Genomic DNA, 21,986 nt, shown 5'->3' on the forward strand with positions numbered 1-21,986 from the left:
CATGATTTCTCATGCCTTTTTCTTGAAATGAAACGAATTTTCACCTTTTAAACTTCGAACAAAACGGCAGCATTGCATCATCGATAATAAGACAACAACCATCATAATTATACTAACAACTACTATTGCATATATTGTAATCGGTGCACTATTTATCCCTTGTATCCCTGCTATTTTCATAAAGATAACCGTAAATAATTTCAAAAATAACATCCCATGAACTAAGCCGAAAACAAACGCCGCTCCATAAATGAATAATTGCTCCTGACATAATAAACATAGCATTTCGTTTCTTTTCATATGCTTTACTTCATAAGATTTAAACTCTTCTCTCCTCACCTGCAAAAGAGAATGCGTCATTTTATATGTAATAAACAGACATATAAAAATCAATAAAATAAACATAGTATAAAAACACATTTCAAATATACGTATATCCCGTACTTTATCCATTACTACTTCATTAAATTGTAGCGATATCATAAAAAATAAAATCATAGTACTCATAGCAATCCATATAAATTGTTTCAACCTTCTGGTAGCAAACTTTTGTAGATTTTTTCTCGCTAACCGAAATAAAGACATAAATTCTTCCCCTACCTCACTTCATAACATACTCATTCCATACTACTAGTGTATAAAAATATGACATTACACACATCGCACTACAATCGGAATCTCCTCTAAGTCTTTAGTCCTAGAAAAATAAATGGAAATCAAAACATAATCATACTATAATTGTAAAAAAAGGGGTGAATTGTATGCGTTTTGCGTTATTATTTATCCTATCTTTTCTATTGCTTACTAGCTGTAGCCCACTAAAAAATGACGAAGGTGCTTCTGTAGAACCGTACAAGTTAACAAAAGATCAATCTTCTATTTTACAAATGACTCCTATTCAAGAAGGAAATAGCATGTTTTATAACGTTACGCTTATAAATGATAAAGATGAAATAAATGCTACAATTGATTATTATCAAAATGGCAAAAAAGAAAAAGAAATTGCTCACATAGCTACCTCATATTTTCAAAAAAAGAAAGTGAAGCTTTCTTTTATACCACCACATTTCCAATTTGATAAAGATGTACAAGAAAAGAAATATTGGTATGTTAATATTGAAGGTAGTTCAATGCTTGTTCCTGAAGAAGCATCGCCAAGCGTAAATAGCTCTTCATCCACTTCCATTCAATCTGTTATAAACTTAAAATATAATCACAAAACGACTTTAGCTGCTATAATCAAAACAAATAAAGAAACCGTAAGAGTTCCAATGCTTGATGAAAAAACAGCTATCGACCAACTATTACAAGAAAATGAACATGTTTATCTCTTTAGTATCGAGCTAAAAAAAGAACACTAAAGCGGAAATGCAATTTAAGTGCATTTCCGCTTTAGTGTTTAATCAGGTGAATTTTCATTCATGTTAATTATATACATTCACCATTACTATGCATCCTTCTCATCCTCATCCTCAACTTCTATTCTTTTCTTCTCTCTTGCAATTTTCAAAAACTCTAAAAGCTCCGGATTATTATTCATTTTTTTGTAAGCCACTGACATTTCTGCAACAAAATTAGAATCACATAGTTCTTTATATACAACTTCTGTTTTATACAATTTATTTGCTGATACAGGTATTACCGTAATTCCAATCCCGGCTGCTACAAGACCCATGACAGTTTGATACTCCGTTGCTTCTTGTACAATGTGCGGACTAAAACCTACATCGCGGCAAAGTGATAGAATTGTATCATATAATGCTGGCCATACTGGTCTCGTAATAAATACGAACGGTTCATCCCTTAAATCTTCAATATGTATTTCGTCCTTTTCAGCAAGCGGATGTGCCTTCGGTAAACATAACGTACACGAAAGTTTTTGAATTGGTTCTAACTCAAGTAATTGCGTTGGAATTGGTGGGCGTAAAAATCCAATATCAATTCGATTATCATGAAGTGCATGCACCTGATCCGGTGTTGACAATTCATGCAATGCTACAGACACTCTCGGAAATTTCTTTCTATACTCCCTGACGATTGACGGTAAAATATCATATATCGCCGCACCTACAAAACCAATTGAAAGTGATCCTACTTCTCCCCTTTGCGCACTTTGTGCGACTTCTACTGCTTTTTCAATTTGTTCAAACGCTTTTTTTACTTCTTTTAAAAACATTTCCCCTGCTTCTGTTAATTCAACCTTTCTCTTCGTCCTTGAAAATAACATAACTCCCATTTCTTTTTCTAATTGCTGAATTTGTTGACTAAGCGGTGGCTGTGTCATTTGTAAACGAGCTGCTGCTCGTCCAAAGTGTAACTCCTCTGCTACAACAACAAAATATTGCAAATGCCGTAATTCCATTTTGGACACCCTTTCCCTCTTCAATTAATACATCTAATATATTAATAACATACAATTTATATATTAGACAAACATTTTAAATAAACGTATAGTAGAAATTGTTAATTCTTTTTTACAATTTTTATGTAAAAAAAGAAAGAGGTGGTTACTGTATGAAATGGTGGAAATTAAGTGGACAAATTTTATTATTATTTTGTTTCGCTTGGACAGGTGAATGGATCACAAACAGGCACACCTCCCAGTTCCAGGAAGTATAATCGGTATTTTATTATTATTAATATCATTAAAATTTAACATAGTGAAAAAAGAATGGATACAAGATGGTGCAGACTTTTTATTAAAAGAACTTATTTTATTTTTCATCCCTTCTGCAGTCGCTGTCATTCGCTACAAAGATACATTATCACAATATGGAATCGATCTCATTTTAATTATCGTGATTAGTACTCTTTGCGTTACTCTCGTAACAGGACTATTAACAGAATTGCTAGTAAAGCGGAAAGGATCAGTGCAATGATTGGCTTTCTTTGTTTACTATTAACACTATTCACATATTGGATATCAAAGAAAATGTATCAACGCTGGAATTGGGGCTTACTTTCTCCTCTTCTTGTATGCCCCATCATTTTAATTGCTTTATTACTCGGATTAGACACACCTTATGAAACATATGAAACAGGTGGTCAATGGCTAACAGAATTATTAAAACCTGCAACAGTTGCTTTCGCATGGCCAATCTATAAATATTTTGATTTATTAAAGAAACACGGAACTGCTATTTTAATTAATGTCATTGTCGGTTCTTTTCTATCAGTTATTACTTCAGCACTACTAGCTAATTTTTTTCAAATCGATTCATCAATAGAACAGAGTCTAGCACCGCACATTGTAACGACACCTATCGCAATGGCTATTTCAGAAATGATTGGCGGCATGTCACAATTAACAGCAGTTTTCGTCGTATTAACTGCCTTAACTGGAGCATTACTCGGCCCTACTCTCATACGCATATGCCGCATTAAAACAGCACTCGCAAAAGGTATAATGCTAGGTACTAGCGCGAACGGAACCGGAACATCAAAAGCATTTGAAATCGGTCCTGTAGAAGGAACAATTGCAAGTTTATCAATGCTTTTAACAGCTGGAGCTAGTTTGGTTATCGTTCCGCTTTTCTTATCTTGGATACATTAAGGAAGCAAGTACTTAAATACTTGCTTCCTTATTTATATATTGGCATATTATTTCATAATCCTCTGGAAAAGCCAAAGATAATTTTTTAACTTCATGTATCCCTTTCCAATCAATTTCATGTATTAACTCATCAGGATCTTGAATTTTCATATAACCACCTATTTGTTTAACAAAATAATAGTGGACATACACGGGAACTCCGTATGTAATACCTTCTTTTTCGTATATTTTATTTACAACTTCCACATTGTAACCTGTTTCCTCCCAAACTTCCCGTATACAACATTCTTCTAACGTTTCTCCCTTTTCAAGCCCGCCACTTGGGACAGACCACCTTTTTTCTTCACCTACTTTTCCTTGCAAAACCATTAAAACTTCCTTTCTTTCATTTACACATATAGCTGCCGTACCTATCCATCTCTCCATATACATCCCTCCCCTAGTAAAATTCGCCTTCTTTTTTATTTTCTCCTTGAAAAAAAGAGGGAAAAAGTAAAATAATGACGAAAGATTACATCAACTTCATGAGCAGTCCCTTCTTAGAAATTCAAGCCGAAAGGGTGGAATTATGATTTCTAAATATGTTGTGGAATGTGTCTTTTGTGAAGAAAATCGAAAACCTCGGCAGGCCATCGTCACAGTGCCCGCCACTTCTCAACTACTAGCAATCCAAAAGGTACGGGATGAATGTAAACGCCGCTTCGGAAAAACTTTATTATTGCAAACAGAAATTAAAGAAGAAATAGTTTTTGAACCAAAAGAAAGCTGACCATTATTGGTCAGCTTTCTTATCCGATCATATTTTCACATGAAGATTAGGGGCATCCTCTTTAAGGATCGGGATTTTTCCATTATGTACGCTCCATAATGGGCATCGAACAATATATTTCTATACAATTTATTATTGAATAGAATAGGGCAAAACTTGTTCGCATTTTTAGAAAAGGGATAGGGATATAATTCAAGTAGTACTTCGAATACTCGAACTTTACACTCATAATATTAAAACAAATCTTTTTATATTGGAAATATGAATTACTTACATAATTCATTCGTAAAATATATTAGTTTGCTATATTATTTTTATTCCATCAGTAACATACATCCAGCTAAAACCGGTGTCATAATCATTGAAAACCTCAAAAGCATGCGTGGTGCATAATTTGTAAACTTCGCACCAATATATGCCCCTAACATCGTCCCAAGTAATACTTGCAATAACAATATATAATCTAAATACCCTTCCGAACTATATCCAAGCCCTCCTCCAATTGCAATCGGTAATATAACAAGCATTGTTGTCCCTACAGATTGCTGAATCGTTAGTCCTAAAAGAACCATTAGTCCAAGTTGTATAAACGGGGCTGAACCAATTCCGAATGAGCCAGCCAAAATTCCAGTAACTAACCCTAAACATACACATTTCATCAAGCTGTTTATTGAAAGTTCTTTTTGTCCACCTAAAAACAGCTGCTTCCTATTTCGAAACATAATCAATTTAATAAACATAAAAATTGCCGATAAAAATAACATCCCAGCTGTAAACCAATGAAGAAGATGTGCTGGTATAAATGAACCAAACTTAGAACCGATATAAGAGCCAATCGCACCACATCCTCCAACAATCCCGCCTATAGTAAGTACAACATTTCCTTCACGATAATGACTTATAACCCCAGATAACGTCGTAAATGCCATAGCCGTTAAAGATGTTGCAAGCGCAACATGAATAGGAATATGGAATACTACAGTGAGTATCGCGATAATAAAACCAGCTCCCCCTGCTCCAACAAATCCTAATAAAATCCCCATTACTAACATCGTTATAATAATTGCCACATACTCTCCCTCCAGTAATCCAATTATCCATCATATTCTTCCTTACATACAAATAAAAAGCATCCTAGACGGATGCTTTTAGTACTTTTCTATATTGATAATATGTACTTAATCTTGATTAATTAAAATAACAGCAGGACCAGCTACTACAACTCCAGCTACTTCTATTTTTTCGAATTCCTTTACGGTAATAGATATAACTCCTTCTCTTTCCATCAACTCTTTACTCAGGACATCAGTCGGGATTGCTTTCACCGTCTTACCTCCTTTTCATTTATACAATGTGATAAAGTGAAACTTTCATCAGTGGGGTTTTGTCCATCCCCTACTGATTATTAGCCCACACCAATCGAGCTTTTACAGGTAATCCGACTCCCACCTAACCCCCTCGCATTCGCCGAATTTTGAAGTGGGAGCCTTACTGTCCGTTTAGGCGCGATAAAAACACCCCCAATGCATCTATATATATGCATCACCTCCGCTTTCATTCCTAATTCCATTCAAAATCCATATTCCCCTCCTACAACATATTGAAAAATAAAAAGAAGCTATAACATATAGCTCCTCTCTAGATTTCTTTAATCTCTTTGTACCTTATATTTCAAAACTCTACCATCTCTATCAAATTGTAAAACAAGCTGTTCACTATCTATTGGAATGAAGCCACGTTCTGCTCCAAGATAGTACGAAGTGATAACCCCTTCTTCCTCATTTCTCGTTTCAGTAGGAGTTCCTAACAATTGTGTAATTTCTTCATTTGATTTCCCTATTAATTTATATTTTTGTAATAGATCATCTACCATATGTACCCGTTTCTCTTCAGCATTTAACCACCGATCTTGATTAAACTTTGAAGTGTATTTATTCATACTTAATTGCCCTGTGCACACTAACAATAGAATGCAACCTACTATCATTACACCTAGCATTTGCTTCTTTTCTTTATTACGATTTACAGAAACATGTAAGACGAACTTTTGAATCATGACTAATAAAATAAATGGTACGACTACTACAAAAACACTCTTTACACTTAATGACACATGAACTATATCAATAATGAAAATAAACGCAAGATACATTACTATATACAAACAAAAATACACATACAAAATACCCCGCAACATAGCGCTCAGAAAGCCCCCCTTTTTAATTCATTATATAATTCATCCGGCTAATGATTTCTCGAAGTTTTTCTAATTCTTGATCTGTATATATTACTTTCCCTGTTAAGATTTCATTTCTGAAGAACGTTACAATTTGCTCTCTATCTTTTAATCTCGGCGTTTTTTCTTCAGAAAGATCTAGCGCTTCTTTTCCACTCTCATTATAAAAATATACAATCGGTTTTACGTTTTCTTTTACAATATCAACTTGCATTTCTTTCAAAAAATTGTATAGAATGTGAGATAGTTTCTTCGCTCTATATACTGGATTCCCTTCATTTTTCACTTGTATCGTTAATGAATCTTCACCTGTAATGTATTCAAACGTCTCTTCTTTCTCAACTTCTTGTTGATACTTACCAATTTCATCAATCATAAATGAATATATACTAGCATTTTCTTTGGTTACACCATGAATTAATTTCCCTGTCCACTTTTTCGTCTCAAGTAGATAAATACCAGTTTTACATAAAATGAGATGATGAATTCGAAAATCGTTTCCTCCGCGCTTATTTCTAATAAAAACATTCGGCATAATATGAAATTCATTATCTAGTATTATTCCTTGCTCTATAAAACCTCGCTTCATATAATGTAATGTTTCGTGTGTGTTCACTTCAGCGCCATTTTTAGTATACTCTCGTAAATCTACAATTAACTTTTGAAACATATGTATTTCGTTACTATGTTTATCTTGCATTTCACTACGTTCTTTACTATGCTGCATAGCTAATTGATTTTTCATCATACGCATATTTTCAAGTTCTCTATTTGCACTTACTTGTAAATCATTGTATTTTTTCTGTTCCATATTTTTCAACGTATTTTGTTGTTCTTTATGCTCTGTAACCGTAGCTGCAATTTCGTTTTCATACGTTTCAATTGCTTGCTTCTTTTCAAACTCTACTTGCTGACTCTCTGATTCTAACTGTTTATTTTTATAGAACAGCACGAATACGGCAGCTAATAATAGTAAAATCACACCTATTAGCACATAATCCATATAATGACTCCTTTATTTCATTTTCGATTATTTCCAAACATATATCAATTATATTATACTATGTTATCAATATGTATTTTGTAAAAATTATGTGTTTTTAATAAAAAAGGCCCCGTAATTACAAGGCCTTTTGTAAGCTTCCCTTATTTTGTAGTAAGTACATATTGTAGTAAAGTCCTTGTTTACTAAGTAACTCTTGATGTGTTCCTCTTTCTATAATTTCCCCTTCATGCATAACAAATATTTGATCCGCATCTTGGATTGTAGACAATCTGTGTGCAATCGCTATCGTTGTTCTACCTTTTCGCATTTGCTGCAATGCCGTTTGGATAGCCTCCTCTGTTTCTGTATCAATATTTGCCGTCGCTTCATCTAACACTAATACTTTCGGATTAGTTGCTATCGTTCTAGCAAAAGCAATTAATTGCCTTTGACCACTAGAAAACGCAGCTCCTCTTTCGACTACTTCTGTATCATATTTCTCTGGTAATTTTTCAATAAACGTATTCGCTTGCACAAATCGCGCTGCTTCTTCTATCTCTTCATCCGTTATCTCTTCATTATACATACGAATGTTTTGCTTTACATTTCCAGCAAATAAAAATGCATCCTGCAGCACAAGACCAATTTTCTTTCGAATTTCTTGTTCTTCAAACTTCTCTAAACCCACTCCGTCTATTACAATATTACCTGATTTAATATTGTAGAATCTCATTAATAAATTCATAATTGTACTCTTACCACTACCAGTGTGTCCAACGAAAGCAACCGTTTGCCCTGGCTTTACGTGAAAAGATACATTTTTTAAAACGTCACGCTTTCCATCATATGAAAAAGTAACATCTTTAAACTGAATTTCCCCGTTAACTACTCGTGGATTTTCACTCCCCATTTGAACAGGAGCTAAATCTTTATCATCCATTAAATGAAATACACGCGATGATGAAACAAGCGCTTGTTGGAAGAAAGATAGTTTCATCATCATCTCATTTACTGGCTGGAAGAAACGATGAATATAGTTAACGAACGCATATAAAACCCCTACTTCAACAGGACTCTTTAAAGCATCAATTCCAAATAAACCAAGAACTAACGCAATTGCTACAATATGAACAAGATCTGTTGCTGGACGTAAAAGTAATGCATCTAATTTCAATGTACGACGTCCAGCACTATAATGCTTGTTGTTCACTTCTTCAAACTCTTTTCTCATCCGCTTTTCTTGCCGGAACACTTGAACAATATTCATTCCTTGAATGGACTCATTTAACTTTGCATTTAATACACTCAGTTGATTACGTACCTCTAAATAAAAAGCGGCACTTTTCCGGCGATACAGCACCATAATCGCAAACATAATTGGAATTAATATGAGAGAAAATAATGCTAATTTTACATCTAATAAAAACATCGCTACTAAAATCCCTACTAAAAAGACTACATTTTTCACGAATGTTGATAGTACACTAACATAAAAATCCTTAATCGCTTCCGTATCATTCGTTATACGAGATACAAGTGTACCAATCGGCGTACGATCAAAGAAACTTAATGACAATTTTTGAACATGTTCATACACTTCAACTCGCATATCTTGAACAATCTTAAAAGCGATATTTTGAAAGTACAATAAGTCTAAATACGTAAATAATACTTTTAATAAGTGAGCAATAATATACACTACAAATAGAGTAACAAGTGCTGATTGTTCAAAGTTACGTGGTACTAAGTGTTCATCAAGAAATTGTTTAATTAAAAAAGGACCCATCATTTCAGTTACAGTTGCACCAACTAGAAATAAAAATGCTAACGCTAATAACCCTTTATATGGTCGCATATAAGAAAGCAATCTCCTTAAATCACTCCGCTTTTTCTCAGCCATCATACGCTTCCTTTCTCTACCAACGCCTCTAACTGCTGGCTTTCATACATTTCTTTATACCAACCATTTTCGTTCATTAGTTGTTCATGTGTTCCTCGCTGCATAACCTTCCCTTCATCAATAACAAGAATAAGATTTGCATGCTGAATGGCACTTAATCGGTGTGCAGTAATAATCGTCGTTTTCTCTGCCCTTTCTCGTTTCAATGCAGTTAAAATCGTCTCTTCTGTTTTGGCATCCACCGCTGATAAACAGTCATCCAAAATTAAAATTTCAGCATTCGTTAATAATGCACGTGCAATGGAAATCCTCTGTTTTTGACCTCCTGATAGCGAAACACCCCTCTCACCAACTACCGTGTCATACCCTTCTGGAAATTGAAATATATCATTATGAATACAAGCAATCTCAGCAGCCCGACTAATTTCTTTATATGTAGCATCGGTCTTTCCAAAAGCAATGTTCTCCCCAATACTCGCTGAAAATAAAAAGTGATCTTGCGGGACGTATGAAATGGCAGAACGCACACCGTGAAGTGTTAAATCTCGAATATCCCGCTCCCCAACTTTTAATTCACCATTAAAGTGATCATACTCTCGAATTAAACATTTTAACAACGTCGTCTTCCCTGCACCAGTACGTCCCACAATTCCTAACGTTTCACCTTTTCTTAAATTAAAGTAAATATCGTTTAAGTTTAATAGTTCATTCTTTTTATAAGAAAACGAATCAACAGCGAACGAAACATCACCACTTGCTATAGTATGTATAGCATTTTCTTTATTCACTACATCTGAAGTTTGTGAAAGTATTTTCTCCACACGATCATACGAAGCACGTCCACGCTCCATAATATTAAACAACCATCCAAAGGCTAGCATTGGCCACACAAGAGTCCCTAAGTATGTTGTAAATGTTACCAATTCCCCTACAGTTAATTCCCCCCGTACGACTAATAATGATCCGTAACAAATTGCGATTAAAAAGGAAAATCCGACAATAAGAGAAATCGTCGGATCGAATAACGAGTCGATACGTGCAACTAACATATTTTTATGTACGACATCTTCTGATTTTTTTCGAAACGCTTGCAAATCTTCTTTCTCTTGTCCAAGCGAGCGAATGACCTTCATTCCACTCATACTTTCTTGTACTTTATCATTGATTTCCGAAAACGATTGCTGCGCTTTATGAAACCTTTTATGTAATAACGTTCCATAATAATTTGTCGAAATCGCTACAATTGGCATAGGAATTAAGCTTAACAATGTTAACTTCCAGCTAATTGTAAAACCCATCGCTACGAGTACACACCCTCCAACAGCTAATGAATCAACTAGTGTTAAAACACCCGATCCAGCAGTTTGCTGAATTGCCTGAATATCATTGGTCGCATGCGCCATCAAATCACCCGTACGACGTGATTGATAAAAAGATGGGCTCATCTTTGTAAAATGTTCATATAAATTTTTTCGTAATTGACGGGCTAGTTTTAACGAAGATCCAAAAATCATAATACGCCATAAATAACGTAATATGTACATAGTAATCCCTACAACTACTAACAGAATTACCCACTTCAACAATTTTTCAGATGTTAATGTTCCATTATTAATTTCATCTACTACAATACCTAGTACTTTCGGGGCTACAAGTTCAAGAAGCGCGACACCAAATAACATAATAATTCCGATTATGTACGCTCGTTTTTCTTGTTTAAAAAACCACGCTAAATTAATAAATACCTTCATTTTTCTCCTCCTTCCATAAAATGAGCGATGTTTTTAGTTTACCAAAAATACAGAATTTTTAAAAGGTTCAAAACTTGCAACATAAAAAAAGAAAAGACACTCTTAGCGAGTGTCTTTTAGCGCTTATTTTGTTTGTTGCTTGTTCATCGCGCTCATCATTTGATTGATTTTCTTTTGGGAAGGTTTTTGTCCCATTTGCATCATCATCATTTTTAACATTTGTTCGTTAATTGGTGGATTTTTTTGTAAGTAATTCATCATGTATTTGCGGGCAATGAAAAATCCTAACGCCACGCCTGCTACTAGTGCTAATACGCCCACTAGAACACCTAACCAAATTGGCATATATTTTCCTCCTTCATGTTGTCTACCTTACAGTGTACTAAAACCTTTTCAATAAGACAAGATACAATTCGACATTTTTTACACATATGTTCGTACTTGTTTGAGAGGATTTAACCAACCGTACTTTTTGTTTTCATAATCCATAGCTAAAAATGTTAATTCACACTTTCTTAACACCTCAAAGAAAGTTGTTTCCATGGATACATTTCCAGAGGTATTCATGCGAATATAGTGTGGTTTCACCATTATTTCGCCGTATTCAGATCCTGTATACAGTGTATGTGTATGATGCGTTCTATCATATTTACCAAGAACGCGCAAAGCTTGTTCTAATTTATGATGAATTTTCATTACTTGTAATGGCATCGTTATATACATCATTTGTTTATATAACACTTTTTTCTCCGAAAGAGGCCCAGATTCTGAAAATCGAGCAAATAAATCAAAAAACAAATATTCACGACCAAAGTAAGCTTTCGCAATATCCTCTTGAATTAAATACAATTCATACGTTTTCATTCTTCCCCTCCCGATCTGGACAACCTTTTCCCTACATTATATAAAAGAAAATTTGCAATGATTGTCTGACTGCGGAGAGAGAAAAAACTTTTTCTGTCGAAAAAACTCAATTACATAGAAAAATCTCCCCATGCTGGAGAGATTTTTCTAAAATCATTAAAGCATTTCTTTTACTTTACGAACAACGTTCTCTACAGTAAATCCATACTCTTCCATAATTTTCTCACCAGGAGCAGAAGCACCGAATGTATCGATACCTAATACATCTCCATCAAGACCTACGTAACGGTGCCATCCGATTGTAGCACCCATTTCAATTGCGAAACGTTTCGTTACTGCTTTTGGTAATACAGATTCTTTGTACTCAGCAGTTTGAGCTTCAAAGCGATCCATAGATGGCATACTAACAACAGCTGCATCAACGCCGTCTGCTGCTAGAGCTTTTTGCGCTTCAATTGCTAAGCTTACTTCAGATCCAGTTGCAATTAGGATTACATCAGCAGTTTCTTTCTTGCTTGCAGAAACTACATACGCACCTTTTGCTACTTTTTCATACGTATCGTCTTTTGCACCTTCTAATGTTGGAAGATCTTGACGAGTTAATACTAGTGCAGTTGGTGTTTTTGTAGATTCTAGAGCTAATCTCCAAGCTGCAACAGATTCGTTACCGTCAGCTGGACGAATAACAGAAACGTTTGGCATTGCACGAAGCGCTGCTAATTGCTCAACTGGTTCATGTGTTGGACCATCTTCACCAACAGCAATGCTGTCGTGTGTGAATACATACGTTACTGGCAATTGCATTAATGCTGCAAGACGAATTGCTGGACGTAAGTAGTCAGAGAATACGAAGAACGTACCACCGTAAGTTTTTAAACCGCCATGAAGTGCGATACCGTTCATTGCTGCACCCATTGCGAACTCACGTACACCGTACCAAATGTTTTTACCGCTGTAATCATCTCTTGTAAAGTCTTGTTCGTTATTCATATATGTTTTGTTAGAACCAGCAAGGTCAGCAGATCCACCGAAGAATGATGGTACAGACTCTGCAATTGCATTAATTACAGCACCAGAAGAATTACGTGTTGCTGCTTTAGATCCTAATTCATAAGTTGGTAAGTTTTGCTCCCAACCTTCTGGAAGTTGACCGTTCATTGCTGCTTGCAGTTCATTTGCTAATTCTGGATATGCTTGTGCATATTCACCTAACATTGTGTTCCACGCAGCTTGCGTCGTTTCACCAACATCTTGTACTGTTTTACGGAAGTTGTCATATACTTCTTCTGCTACATGGAAGTCTTGTTCAGCAGTCCAAGCGTATGCTTCTTTCGTTAATTTTGTTTCGTCTACACCAAGTGGAGAACCGTGTGAAGCTGATTTTCCTGATTTGTTTGGAGAACCGAAACCAATTGTCGTTCTTACTTCAATTAGCGTTGGGCGTTTTTCGTCAGCTTTCGCCTCTTCAATTGCTTTTGCGATTGCTGCGATATCGTTTCCATCCTCAACACGGATTACTTGCCATCCGTATGCTTTGTAACGATCTTCTACGCTTTCAGAGAATGAACGATTTAAATCGCCATCTAATGAAATATCGTTTGAATCGTAAAGCACAACAAGACGACCTAATTGTAAATGAGCAGCTAATGAAGATGCTTCAGCAGAAACGCCTTCCATTAAATCTCCATCACCACAAATAGCGTATGTATGATGATTTACTACATTATACGCATCACGGTTGTATTTAGCCGCTAAATGTCTTTCAGCCATTGCCATACCTACAGCAGTTGCAATACCTTGTCCAAGTGGACCAGTAGTTGCGTCTACACCTGCTGTATGACCGTACTCAGGATGTCCTGGAGTTTTGCTTCCCCATTGACGGAAGTTCTTTAAGTCATCCATTGTTACATCATAACCAGATAGGTGAAGTAGGCTGTATAATAACATTGAACCATGACCTGCAGATAATACGAAACGATCGCGGTTAAACCACGTTGGGTTATTTGGATTGTGTTTCATAAATTGAGTCCATAATGTATAAGCCATTGGTGCTGCACCCATTGGCATTCCTGGGTGACCAGAGTTTGCTTTTTCAATCGCATCAATGGATAATGTGCGAATCGTGTTGATAGAAAGTTGTTCGATTGAATGTGACATGCTATTCTTCCCTTCGCGTATGTTAGTAAACGTTTTATACATTTATATGATAGCTTCCCACGCAAGATTATACAACATGTATCGACAAATATGTTGATGTTTTTTTGATTCCCCATAAAAAAACCAATGATTTCGGGAATGTATGGGCATTCAATATGACATACTTTTTTATTATTTTTATTTTAGAAAGAAAGAGAATTATCTGCATATTTATTCATCATTTTCAAATTCCATAATGCAAAATATATCCTTCCCCTTTTTTCACTCTTCGAAGCAATCGAATAAAAAATTCTAATTCCCGGCATAATTTATCTCGATTAATTACATATCTCTCATATTCCCCATCAGTATTATTATCATTTTCCCATTGAAACCGTCCCGTCAGTTCAATTGTTTCTGGCGCTAGAGAAAACATACTAACTAACAAACCAAATAACTGTTCTGCTACCACTGCCCTTTGTGTTCAATTTTTGTAATACCATAATAATGAATTCCAAATCCTTCTGCTCTTTTTGCTGGATGATAGACTGGAATCCAATGGATAAAATCTAATAGCTATACGATGATTTCATCACTTAATACAACACACTCATCTATCGTGGCCTCTTCTTTATACAAAAAACAATCTTCAATCCAATTCACACCTTTAAGATCCAAACCTTTTTTTCATATGAAACAAATACAAATTCATGCTGTAAAGCCAAGGTATCCCTCCCCCTCCCTGTTATTCAATGATTTACATATTAATTACTCTTATTATATAAAAGAAGCACCTTCTATGGGTGCTTCTAAAATAATTTATACGAGTTTCTTCCGAATCGAACTTGAAATAAAGTCAATTATAATTACCATGAAAATGATGCCTAATAAAATAATTCCCACACGCGACCAATTTCGTGAACTTAGTGCAAAAATTAAGGGTGTACCAATTCCGCCTGCTCCAATAACTCCTAAAATTGAAGCGGAGCGTACATTAATTTCAAACCTATATAACGTATATGACAAAAAATCTGGTAATACTTGTGGTAATACTGCATGCCACAGTATTTGAAAACGATTCGCTCCTGTTGCTATCAACGCTTCTGTCGGTCCCTTATCTATATTTTCAATTCCTTCCGAATATAGTTTCCCTAGCATTCCAATAGAATGTAACCCTAAAGCTAGTACTCCTGCAAAAGATCCTGGACCAACAGCTTTTATAAATAAAAGAGCCATAACTAATTCAGGAAATGTACGGACAAAACTTAGTACAAATTTTCCTGTTCCAGAAGTCAATTTTCCTGTACTCATATTTGTTGCTGCCCAAAATGCAAATGGTACAGATAAAAAGGCAGAGATAAATGTACCTAATATCGCAATTGCTAACGTATCAATTAAACCATGTAATAAATCTTCACCATCTGGCAAAGAGACATACGACCAATCAGGGTTCAATACCCCTGTCATAATTGCTTTTGTAATTTCACCTGCTGTATCCTTTATTCCCTCTAGTGGTACTCCTGAAAAGGCCCATACATAGATAACTGTAAGTGCTATAAAAATAAACCAGCGATATACACTTGGTTTCTTCGGTTTTTGCACGATTATCGTCGTTTTACTCATTATAATTTCTCCCGCAACAATGTACTTATATAATCAATTAGCAATACAACAACAAGTGTATAAATAATAATAGAAGCCGTTTGTTGGTATTGTAAAAATCCAAGTGTACGATCATAATACAACCCAATGCCACCTGCTCCTACTAAACCTAGAACAGCTGCTGCACGTACATTCACCTCAAATGTATAGAGTACATAGGAGACAAAGTGCGCTTTTACTTGCGGAATTACCCCATAAACAATCCATTGCACCTTATTCGCTCCTACAGCTGTCATCGCTTCTAATGGACCTGGGTCAATTGATTCAATAGACTCATACAATAATTTCGCTACGAGTCCAACCGAAAAAAATGTAAGAGCCAAAATACCTGGTAATGGTCCTATCCCAAAAATCGCTACAAAAATAGCCGCTAATAATAAATCTGGTATCGTTCGTATAAAATTTAAAATCAATCGAGCTGGACTGTACAAAAATGCGCTAGTAAACACATTACTTGCGGCAAATAGTGCAAGTGGAACGGCTAAAATCGCTCCTAAAGTCGTCCCAATAATCGCCATACGGATTGTATCTAACATTGCTGTTGTAATAACTTGAAAATAACTCCAATCTGGCGGCACCATTTCCTTCAATAAATCCATCATATTTGGAAAACCAGCTACTAGTTTTGAAAATGATGCATCCACCTGCACACTACTGCCCCACAACAGTACAATAACGAGAATAACCGTTAACATATGTTTCAATTTACTCGGTGGCTTCGGTATCGATTTCGAATATATCGTCACGTCATTCATTTAGCTGCCACCTCTAATAATTCGCTTTTTTGAGCTACATTCCCATAAATTTCAGCAAATTTTTCATCCGTTGCCTCTTCTACTAAACCATCAAAAACAATTTCCCCCGCATGTAACCCAATAATGCGTGTAGCATATTGTCTAGCTAAATCAATAGAATGTAAGTTTACAATTGTCGTAATTCCAAAATCTTCATTAATTTTTTTCAAATCATCCATTACTTGCTTTGTTGTGAGGGGATCTAACGATGCAACAGGTTCATCAGCCAATATGATTTTCGCTTCTTGCGCCAATGCTCTCGCTATCGATACACGTTGCTGTTGCCCTCCTGATAATTCATCAGCCCGTGCATATGCCTTTTCTAAAATATTCACTCTTTTCAACGCCTGAAATGCAAGCTCCAAATCTTCTTTCGGAAACATACCTAGCGTTGTACGCAATGTCGAATGATAGCCAACCCGACCAGCTAATACATTCTTTAGTACCGTTGATCGCTTCACAAGGTTAAAGCTTTGAAAAATCATTCCAATATCTCGGCGCATGCGTCGTAATCCTTTTCCTTTTGCAACAGTAATAGACTCATCTTCAATAATGATTTCTCCTTCTGTAATCTCATGAAGGCGATTTACGGATCTGAGAAGTGTAGATTTTCCAGCCCCAGATAGCCCGACCATGACAACAAACTCACCTTTTCGAATTTTCAAGTTTATATTATTCAATCCTTTTGTACCATTTGGATACACTTTGGAAACATTTCGAAACTCTATCAAACCTATTACCTACCTTCTATGTATTCTCAACAACTGAAAAACGGCAAACTAACTGAAATCACTCACGTTCCAGTTAGTCGCCATTTCCATATGTATTATTGCGTTTTTACTTTCTTTCCATATTCACGAACGATATCAAATTTACTATCATCAGATTTAACATATCCTTCATGCGAGTATACTTCTTTAATGATTTTGCGCCCTTCCTCATTCTTCCCAATTTCGATAAAAGCATCTTGCAATTTCTTACTCCACTCTGCATCTAAATCAGAGCGTACAGAAATCGTATCATTTGGAATTTTCTCCGTGAATTTCACTATTTTCGTTTGATCAAATATATTCGGATAATCTTTTTTTACAATATTACGAGCATCTTGGAATACTACAGCTGCATCTACATCACCATTTAAAAGAGCAATAAGGGCCTGATCGTGACCTTTTAATGTAACAGGTTTCACATCTTTTAACGGATCAATTCCCTCTTTTAACAGTACAGCCGCAGGCCATACATACCCCGCTGATGATGTTACATCTTGATAACCAATTTTTTTACCTTTTAAATCTTTCACACTATTAATATTAGAATCTTTCTTAACAACAAACTCAGATTTATAAAAATCCACTAAATCTTTTGTCGGAGCTCCTGTTTCATCCTCTACCCCAAAACGTTGTGCCTGTAAAATTACATTTGCAGCCTTTTTCTCATGCGCTAACACATACGCTGTTGGAGGTAAGAAACCTACATCTACTTGCTTAGATGCCATTGCTTCTACAATTGTATTGTAATTCGTTGAAATACTAACTTTTACCGGAATGTTTAATTTATCACTTAATAACTTTTCCAATGGTTTTGCCTTAGCTTCTAACGTATCTGCATTTTGAGAAGGAACAAATTGAACATTTAACGTCTTTGGTACATATCCTTTTTTCGTATCTTCATTTTTACTTGCACTTGATTCCTTCGTTCCACAGCCACTTAATAATCCCGCTGCTAGTACAACTGTTGTGCTCATTGCAAAAACTTTTTTCAACATTTTAATGCCTCCATTTTTTATTGTCATAAAATAACCTTCCATAAACATGAAGAAATATATCACACATTTTTACTAATAATTGTCTATTTACAGAATCTTTACACATTCTATACACTCGCATTAAAATTCTCTTCATATATTTGATATGATTAATTGGAAGATAACAATAGAAAAGGTGAATGATGTTGAATCCAAATCAAATTGTAACTTTAAACATCCTATTAACGAGTGATATACATGGTACTGTTTATCCAATTCACTACCAAGATAACTCGCAAGCAGAAATTGGTTTAGCTAAAATTTCTACTCTTATAAAAAAAGAACGTTTCCAAAATACAAACGTTCTTTTAATTGATAACGGTGATTTCATACAAGGAACACCATTTACTTATCACTACGCTACATACGAAAAAGATAAGAAAAATCCAATGTCCTTATTAGTCAACTATTTACGTTACGATGCTGCAGTTATTGGTAATCATGAATTTAATTATGGAATGGATGTACTAAATAATGCTATTTCCACTGCAAATATCCCGTACCTATCAGCAAACATTTTAGATAAAAACAGAAAAGAACCTTATTTCGGGAAACCATATAAAATAAAACATATTGAATCAAATATAAAAATTGCTATTTTAGGGGTAACAACACATTACATCCCAAATTGGGAACAACCCCATCACATTAAAGATTTACGATTTGAAGATGCATTAGAAACAACAAAAAAGTGGGTTTCTTACATCCGTGAACATGAGAAACCAGATTTACTAGTCGTATCCTATCACGGGGGATTTGAACGTGATTTACAAACTGGAGAACCTACTGAAGTTTTAACAGGTGAAAATCAAGGATATGCAATGTGTCATGAAATTGAAGGGATAGATATTTTACTAACAGGCCACCAACACCGAGAAATTGCTCAAACAACGGATAATGGTGTAACAGTTTTACAGACTGGATGTAATGGACACTCCGTTGGAAAAATAACCGTAACCTTCGAAAAAATGGAACAGACGTGTGTAAAAAAAGAAAGTTATTCAGAGTTGTTGACGGTGCAAGGAATTGAGGCAGATCCAGCTGTTCTTTCCTTAGTATCTGGTTATGAAGAGAATACACAAAAATGGCTTGATCAACCTATCGGAATCATTCATGGGGGCATGCAAATTTCAGATGTTATGCAAACTCGTTTGCAAGACCATCCTTTTATTGAGTTTATAAATACAATTCAAATGGATATAGCTAACGTTTCAATTTCTTGTACAAGTTTGTTTCATAATGCATCTCCAGGTTTTCCAAAACATGTAACAATGCGGGATATCGTTTCTAATTACATTTATCCAAATACATTAAAAGTTATTCGAGTGACTGGAGCAGATATAAAAGATGCTCTCGAACTCTCTGCTACCTATTTCATATTAAATGAAGATGGAAATATAATCGTTAACCCTGCATATATAGAACCAAAGCCTGCACACTATAATTATGATATGTGGGAAGGGATTTCGTACGTATTGAACATTTCAAAACCAATTGGTGAAAGAGTAGAATCTTTACAGTATAAAGGTACTTCTCTTCATATGGAGGAAGAATATGACGTTGTTATGAATAATTATCGCGCAAGCGGCGGAGGGAATTTCTTTATGTTTCAAAATAAGCCGGTAGTAAGAGACATACCAACAGATATGTCTGAACTTATCGCTAACTATGTATTGAAGCACAAAAAGATAGAAGCAACAGTCAATAACAACTGGAAAGTTATTAAATAACGAATTTAATAAATAAAAAAGATGGGCTTCGCCCATCTTTTAATTTAATTTTGCATTATCTTGCTTTTTTAAAGCTTTTAATTTCGTCGGTGTAACATCTGTACCTTCTTCGTTAACGACTTTAATTCCTTTAAGTTCGTTTAACATATTTTGACGAAATCCTTTTAAATATTGTTCACGTAGCGATTGACGCTCACGTTGTTCTTCTTCAGTTAAACCTTCAGCTTTTGCTTTTTTCGCTAAGAAGTTAATGCGTTCAACGAGTTCGTGATTAATCATCTCGAATCCCCCTTCTAATCAAAACTGATTATTATCATACAATAGTTACTCTTCTTTATCAAGCAATTGCTTTGTATACTCTACATATCTACGGTGTACAGTCGCCTTTGAAACATTATGACCAAATCCACGAAGCGTTGCCGCAATTTCTTCGAAAGTAAGTTCACTTTTGCGTAAGCGCACAATTTCCTCAATTGGCACCTCTTTTTTCTCTCGGCCTACGCTTAAATGACGGTTCTTTAAATTATTTTCTGGACGATAGCCCTTTTCTACTGCGCGTTGCATGCCACGTTTAATTTTCAAGTTATGAATCTTTCTTTGATACTCTTCCACAATCCCAATTATATCTAACACCATCGAATCAGAATCTGAAAGCTGTAATTCACCATTATGAGTATGTGTATACACATTTATTCCCTCTTTATGTAAACAGTGCATTAATGCAATCTTCGCATTCCCCCTACCAAGGCGCGTTTCATCTTGTATAAGTAGCACATCAATTTGTTCGTCTCGAATCGTATCCAACACTTCTAATATACCGTCACGTTCAATTGTATATCCACTAGCTTGCTCTTCAATCACCTTTATAACATTCATTTGATAGCGCTCAGCTAAATGCAATAATTCATCTTTTTGACGTAATAATGATGTTTCCTGCGCTTCTTTTGTTGTACTCACACGTGCATAAATAATTGCATTCATTTTGAACCCCTCTTTCTCACTATATTTTACCTCTAGTGTAACATAAATCCGCCTTTTGTTCGAACTTATGTTTGTAGAATGTTTTTTCACATGTTATACTTATTAATAAGAAAAATGAAAGAAAACGAGGTGTTAGAAAACATGGAAAAGTTAACGAAACGCCAGCAAGACATTCTCGACTTTATTAAGCTAAAAGTACAAGAAAAAGGATATCCACCTTCCGTACGTGAAATCGGTCAAGCAGTCGGCCTCGCTTCTAGTTCTACAGTGCACGGACATTTATCACGACTAGAAGAAAAAGGATATATTCGACGTGATCCAACGAAACCACGAGCGATTGAAATTTTAGGTGTAGACCGAATCGATACAGAAACACAATCTGTTATTCAAGTTCCAATCATCGGAAAAGTTACTGCTGGATTACCGATTACAGCGGTCGAAAGCGTAGAGGAGCACTTCCCACTTCCAGCTAGTATCGTTTCTGGATCAGATCAAGTGTTTATGTTACGTATTTCTGGAGATAGTATGATTGAGGCTGGTATCTTTGATGGTGATTTAGTCGTAGTTCGTCAACAACAGTCTGCATACAACGGTGAAATTGTAGTTGCTTTAACAGAAGATAACGAAGCAACTGTTAAACGCTTCTATAAAGAAAAAGACCATTTCCGCCTACAACCGGAAAACTCTTCATTAGAACCTATCATTCTAAAGCAAGTGTCAGTTATCGGAAAAGTAATTGGCGTATATCGTGATTTACATTAAAAATAATAAAAGAAGATAATTATCTCATTTATATAAGGTAATTATCTTCTTTTTTGTAT

General features: G+C 35.2%; 23 protein-coding genes and 2 pseudogenes. 6 read left to right on the forward strand and 19 right to left on the reverse strand.

Annotated elements, in window-relative coordinates:
* Positions 1-9: 9 nt before the first annotated feature.
* A complete protein-coding gene (locus MR065_RS03705; protein WP_242212544.1) occupies positions 10-585 on the reverse strand; it encodes an FtsX-like permease family protein in 576 nt (191 codons plus the stop codon).
* Positions 586-761: 176 nt separating this feature from the next.
* On the opposite strand from MR065_RS03705, the gene MR065_RS03710 reads away from it, so the two are divergent.
* Positions 762-1,361, forward strand: coding sequence for a histidine kinase (locus tag MR065_RS03710; RefSeq protein ID WP_098267002.1), 600 nt, complete (start codon positions 762-764; stop codon positions 1,359-1,361).
* Between the two features lie 86 nt (positions 1,362-1,447).
* Here MR065_RS03710 and alsR read toward each other — a convergent pair whose 3' ends face one another.
* Positions 1,448-2,362, reverse strand: coding sequence for an acetoin biosynthesis transcriptional regulator AlsR (alsR, locus tag MR065_RS03715; RefSeq protein WP_242212545.1), 915 nt, complete (start codon positions 2,360-2,362; stop codon positions 1,448-1,450).
* A gap of 152 nt (positions 2,363-2,514) precedes the next feature.
* On the opposite strand from alsR, the pseudogene MR065_RS03720 reads away from it, so the two are divergent.
* Positions 2,515-2,879 (forward strand): annotated as a pseudogene (locus MR065_RS03720) (CidA/LrgA family holin-like protein).
* Positions 2,876-3,553 (forward strand): LrgB family protein, encoded by a 678-nt coding sequence (locus tag MR065_RS03725; RefSeq protein ID WP_242212546.1) that lies wholly within the window; start codon positions 2,876-2,878, stop codon positions 3,551-3,553. Before MR065_RS03720 ends, MR065_RS03725 begins: the two are co-directional and overlap by 4 nt.
* Before the next feature lie 12 nt (positions 3,554-3,565).
* Here the strand turns inward: MR065_RS03725 and MR065_RS03730 are convergent, their stop codons facing one another.
* Positions 3,566-3,979, reverse strand: a complete 414-nt coding sequence (locus MR065_RS03730; RefSeq protein WP_242212547.1) for an NUDIX hydrolase — start codon at positions 3,977-3,979, stop codon at positions 3,566-3,568.
* A 142-nt stretch (positions 3,980-4,121) separates the two neighbouring features.
* Between MR065_RS03730 and MR065_RS03735 the strand changes: the two genes are divergently transcribed.
* Complete coding sequence (locus tag MR065_RS03735) at positions 4,122-4,322, forward strand: DUF3903 domain-containing protein (protein ID WP_097902817.1); 201 nt, start codon at positions 4,122-4,124, stop codon at positions 4,320-4,322.
* Positions 4,323-4,636: 314 nt separating this feature from the next.
* Here the strand turns inward: MR065_RS03735 and MR065_RS03740 are convergent, their stop codons facing one another.
* From MR065_RS03740 to MR065_RS03800, 14 genes and pseudogenes are all read right to left on the reverse strand, one after another.
* Complete coding sequence (locus tag MR065_RS03740) at positions 4,637-5,392, reverse strand: sulfite exporter TauE/SafE family protein (RefSeq protein WP_242212548.1); 756 nt, start codon at positions 5,390-5,392, stop codon at positions 4,637-4,639.
* Between the two features lie 108 nt (positions 5,393-5,500).
* Positions 5,501-5,647 (reverse strand): BC1881 family protein, encoded by a 147-nt coding sequence (locus tag MR065_RS03745; protein WP_000644411.1) that lies wholly within the window; start codon positions 5,645-5,647, stop codon positions 5,501-5,503.
* Positions 5,648-5,970: 323 nt separating this feature from the next.
* Positions 5,971-6,519, reverse strand: coding sequence for a hypothetical protein (locus MR065_RS03750; protein ID WP_242212549.1), 549 nt, complete (start codon positions 6,517-6,519; stop codon positions 5,971-5,973).
* Between the two features lie 22 nt (positions 6,520-6,541).
* Positions 6,542-7,561: a nuclease-related domain-containing protein gene (locus tag MR065_RS03755; protein ID WP_242212550.1), complete on the reverse strand. Its 1,020-nt coding sequence runs from the start codon at positions 7,559-7,561 to the stop codon at positions 6,542-6,544.
* Between the two features lie 118 nt (positions 7,562-7,679).
* Entirely contained in the window at positions 7,680-9,443 is a 1,764-nt protein-coding gene (locus MR065_RS03760; protein ID WP_242212551.1) for an ABC transporter ATP-binding protein, read from the reverse strand.
* Positions 9,443-11,194, reverse strand: coding sequence for an ABC transporter transmembrane domain-containing protein (locus tag MR065_RS03765; RefSeq protein ID WP_242212552.1), 1,752 nt, complete (start codon positions 11,192-11,194; stop codon positions 9,443-9,445). Before MR065_RS03765 ends, MR065_RS03760 begins: the two co-directional genes overlap by 1 nt.
* A 123-nt stretch (positions 11,195-11,317) precedes the next feature.
* On the reverse strand, positions 11,318-11,539 hold the full coding sequence (locus MR065_RS03770; RefSeq protein ID WP_242212553.1) for a YneF family protein: 222 nt from the start codon (positions 11,537-11,539) through the stop codon (positions 11,318-11,320).
* A 78-nt stretch (positions 11,540-11,617) separates the two neighbouring features.
* Complete coding sequence (gene sirA, locus MR065_RS03775; protein ID WP_242212554.1) at positions 11,618-12,058, reverse strand: sporulation inhibitor of replication protein SirA; 441 nt, start codon at positions 12,056-12,058, stop codon at positions 11,618-11,620.
* Between the two features lie 156 nt (positions 12,059-12,214).
* Positions 12,215-14,215, reverse strand: a complete 2,001-nt coding sequence (gene tkt, locus MR065_RS03780; RefSeq protein WP_242212555.1) for a transketolase — start codon at positions 14,213-14,215, stop codon at positions 12,215-12,217.
* A gap of 223 nt (positions 14,216-14,438) precedes the next feature.
* A pseudogene (locus tag MR065_RS27560) lies at positions 14,439-14,919 on the reverse strand (coproporphyrinogen III oxidase).
* Positions 14,920-15,013: 94 nt separating this feature from the next.
* Positions 15,014-15,817, reverse strand: a complete 804-nt coding sequence (gene phnE / locus MR065_RS03785; protein WP_242212556.1) for a phosphonate ABC transporter, permease protein PhnE — start codon at positions 15,815-15,817, stop codon at positions 15,014-15,016.
* On the reverse strand, positions 15,817-16,611 hold the full coding sequence (phnE, locus tag MR065_RS03790) for a phosphonate ABC transporter, permease protein PhnE (protein ID WP_098266991.1): 795 nt from the start codon (positions 16,609-16,611) through the stop codon (positions 15,817-15,819). Before phnE (MR065_RS03790) ends, phnE (MR065_RS03785) begins: the two co-directional genes overlap by 1 nt.
* Entirely contained in the window at positions 16,608-17,381 is a 774-nt protein-coding gene (gene phnC, locus MR065_RS03795; RefSeq protein ID WP_242212557.1) for a phosphonate ABC transporter ATP-binding protein, read from the reverse strand. The genes phnE (MR065_RS03790) and phnC overlap by 4 nt, the downstream gene beginning before the upstream one ends.
* A 95-nt stretch (positions 17,382-17,476) precedes the next feature.
* Entirely contained in the window at positions 17,477-18,415 is a 939-nt protein-coding gene (locus MR065_RS03800) for a phosphate/phosphite/phosphonate ABC transporter substrate-binding protein (protein WP_097902830.1), read from the reverse strand.
* A 185-nt stretch (positions 18,416-18,600) separates the two neighbouring features.
* Here MR065_RS03800 and MR065_RS03805 point away from each other — a divergent pair, with 185 nt between their 5' ends.
* Positions 18,601-20,184 carry a bifunctional metallophosphatase/5'-nucleotidase gene (locus MR065_RS03805; protein WP_242212558.1) on the forward strand — a complete coding sequence of 528 codons (1,584 nt, stop codon included), beginning with the start codon at positions 18,601-18,603 and terminating at the stop codon, positions 20,182-20,184.
* Between the two features lie 39 nt (positions 20,185-20,223).
* On the opposite strand, the gene MR065_RS03810 is transcribed toward MR065_RS03805, so the two are convergent.
* Positions 20,224-20,463 (reverse strand): DUF896 domain-containing protein, encoded by a 240-nt coding sequence (locus MR065_RS03810; RefSeq protein WP_000607015.1) that lies wholly within the window; start codon positions 20,461-20,463, stop codon positions 20,224-20,226.
* A 45-nt stretch (positions 20,464-20,508) separates the two neighbouring features.
* Complete coding sequence (locus MR065_RS03815; RefSeq protein WP_097902832.1) at positions 20,509-21,165, reverse strand: YneB family resolvase-like protein; 657 nt, start codon at positions 21,163-21,165, stop codon at positions 20,509-20,511.
* Between the two features lie 141 nt (positions 21,166-21,306).
* Here MR065_RS03815 and lexA point away from each other — a divergent pair, with 141 nt between their 5' ends.
* Complete coding sequence (gene lexA, locus MR065_RS03820) at positions 21,307-21,927, forward strand: transcriptional repressor LexA (protein WP_242212559.1); 621 nt, start codon at positions 21,307-21,309, stop codon at positions 21,925-21,927.
* Positions 21,928-21,986 lie beyond the last annotated feature (59 nt).

Origin of the sequence: Bacillus cereus group sp. BfR-BA-01383, from assembly GCF_022663495.1 — a bacterium.
GTDB classification, from domain to species: domain Bacteria; phylum Bacillota; class Bacilli; order Bacillales; family Bacillaceae_G; genus Bacillus_A; species Bacillus_A cereus_AU.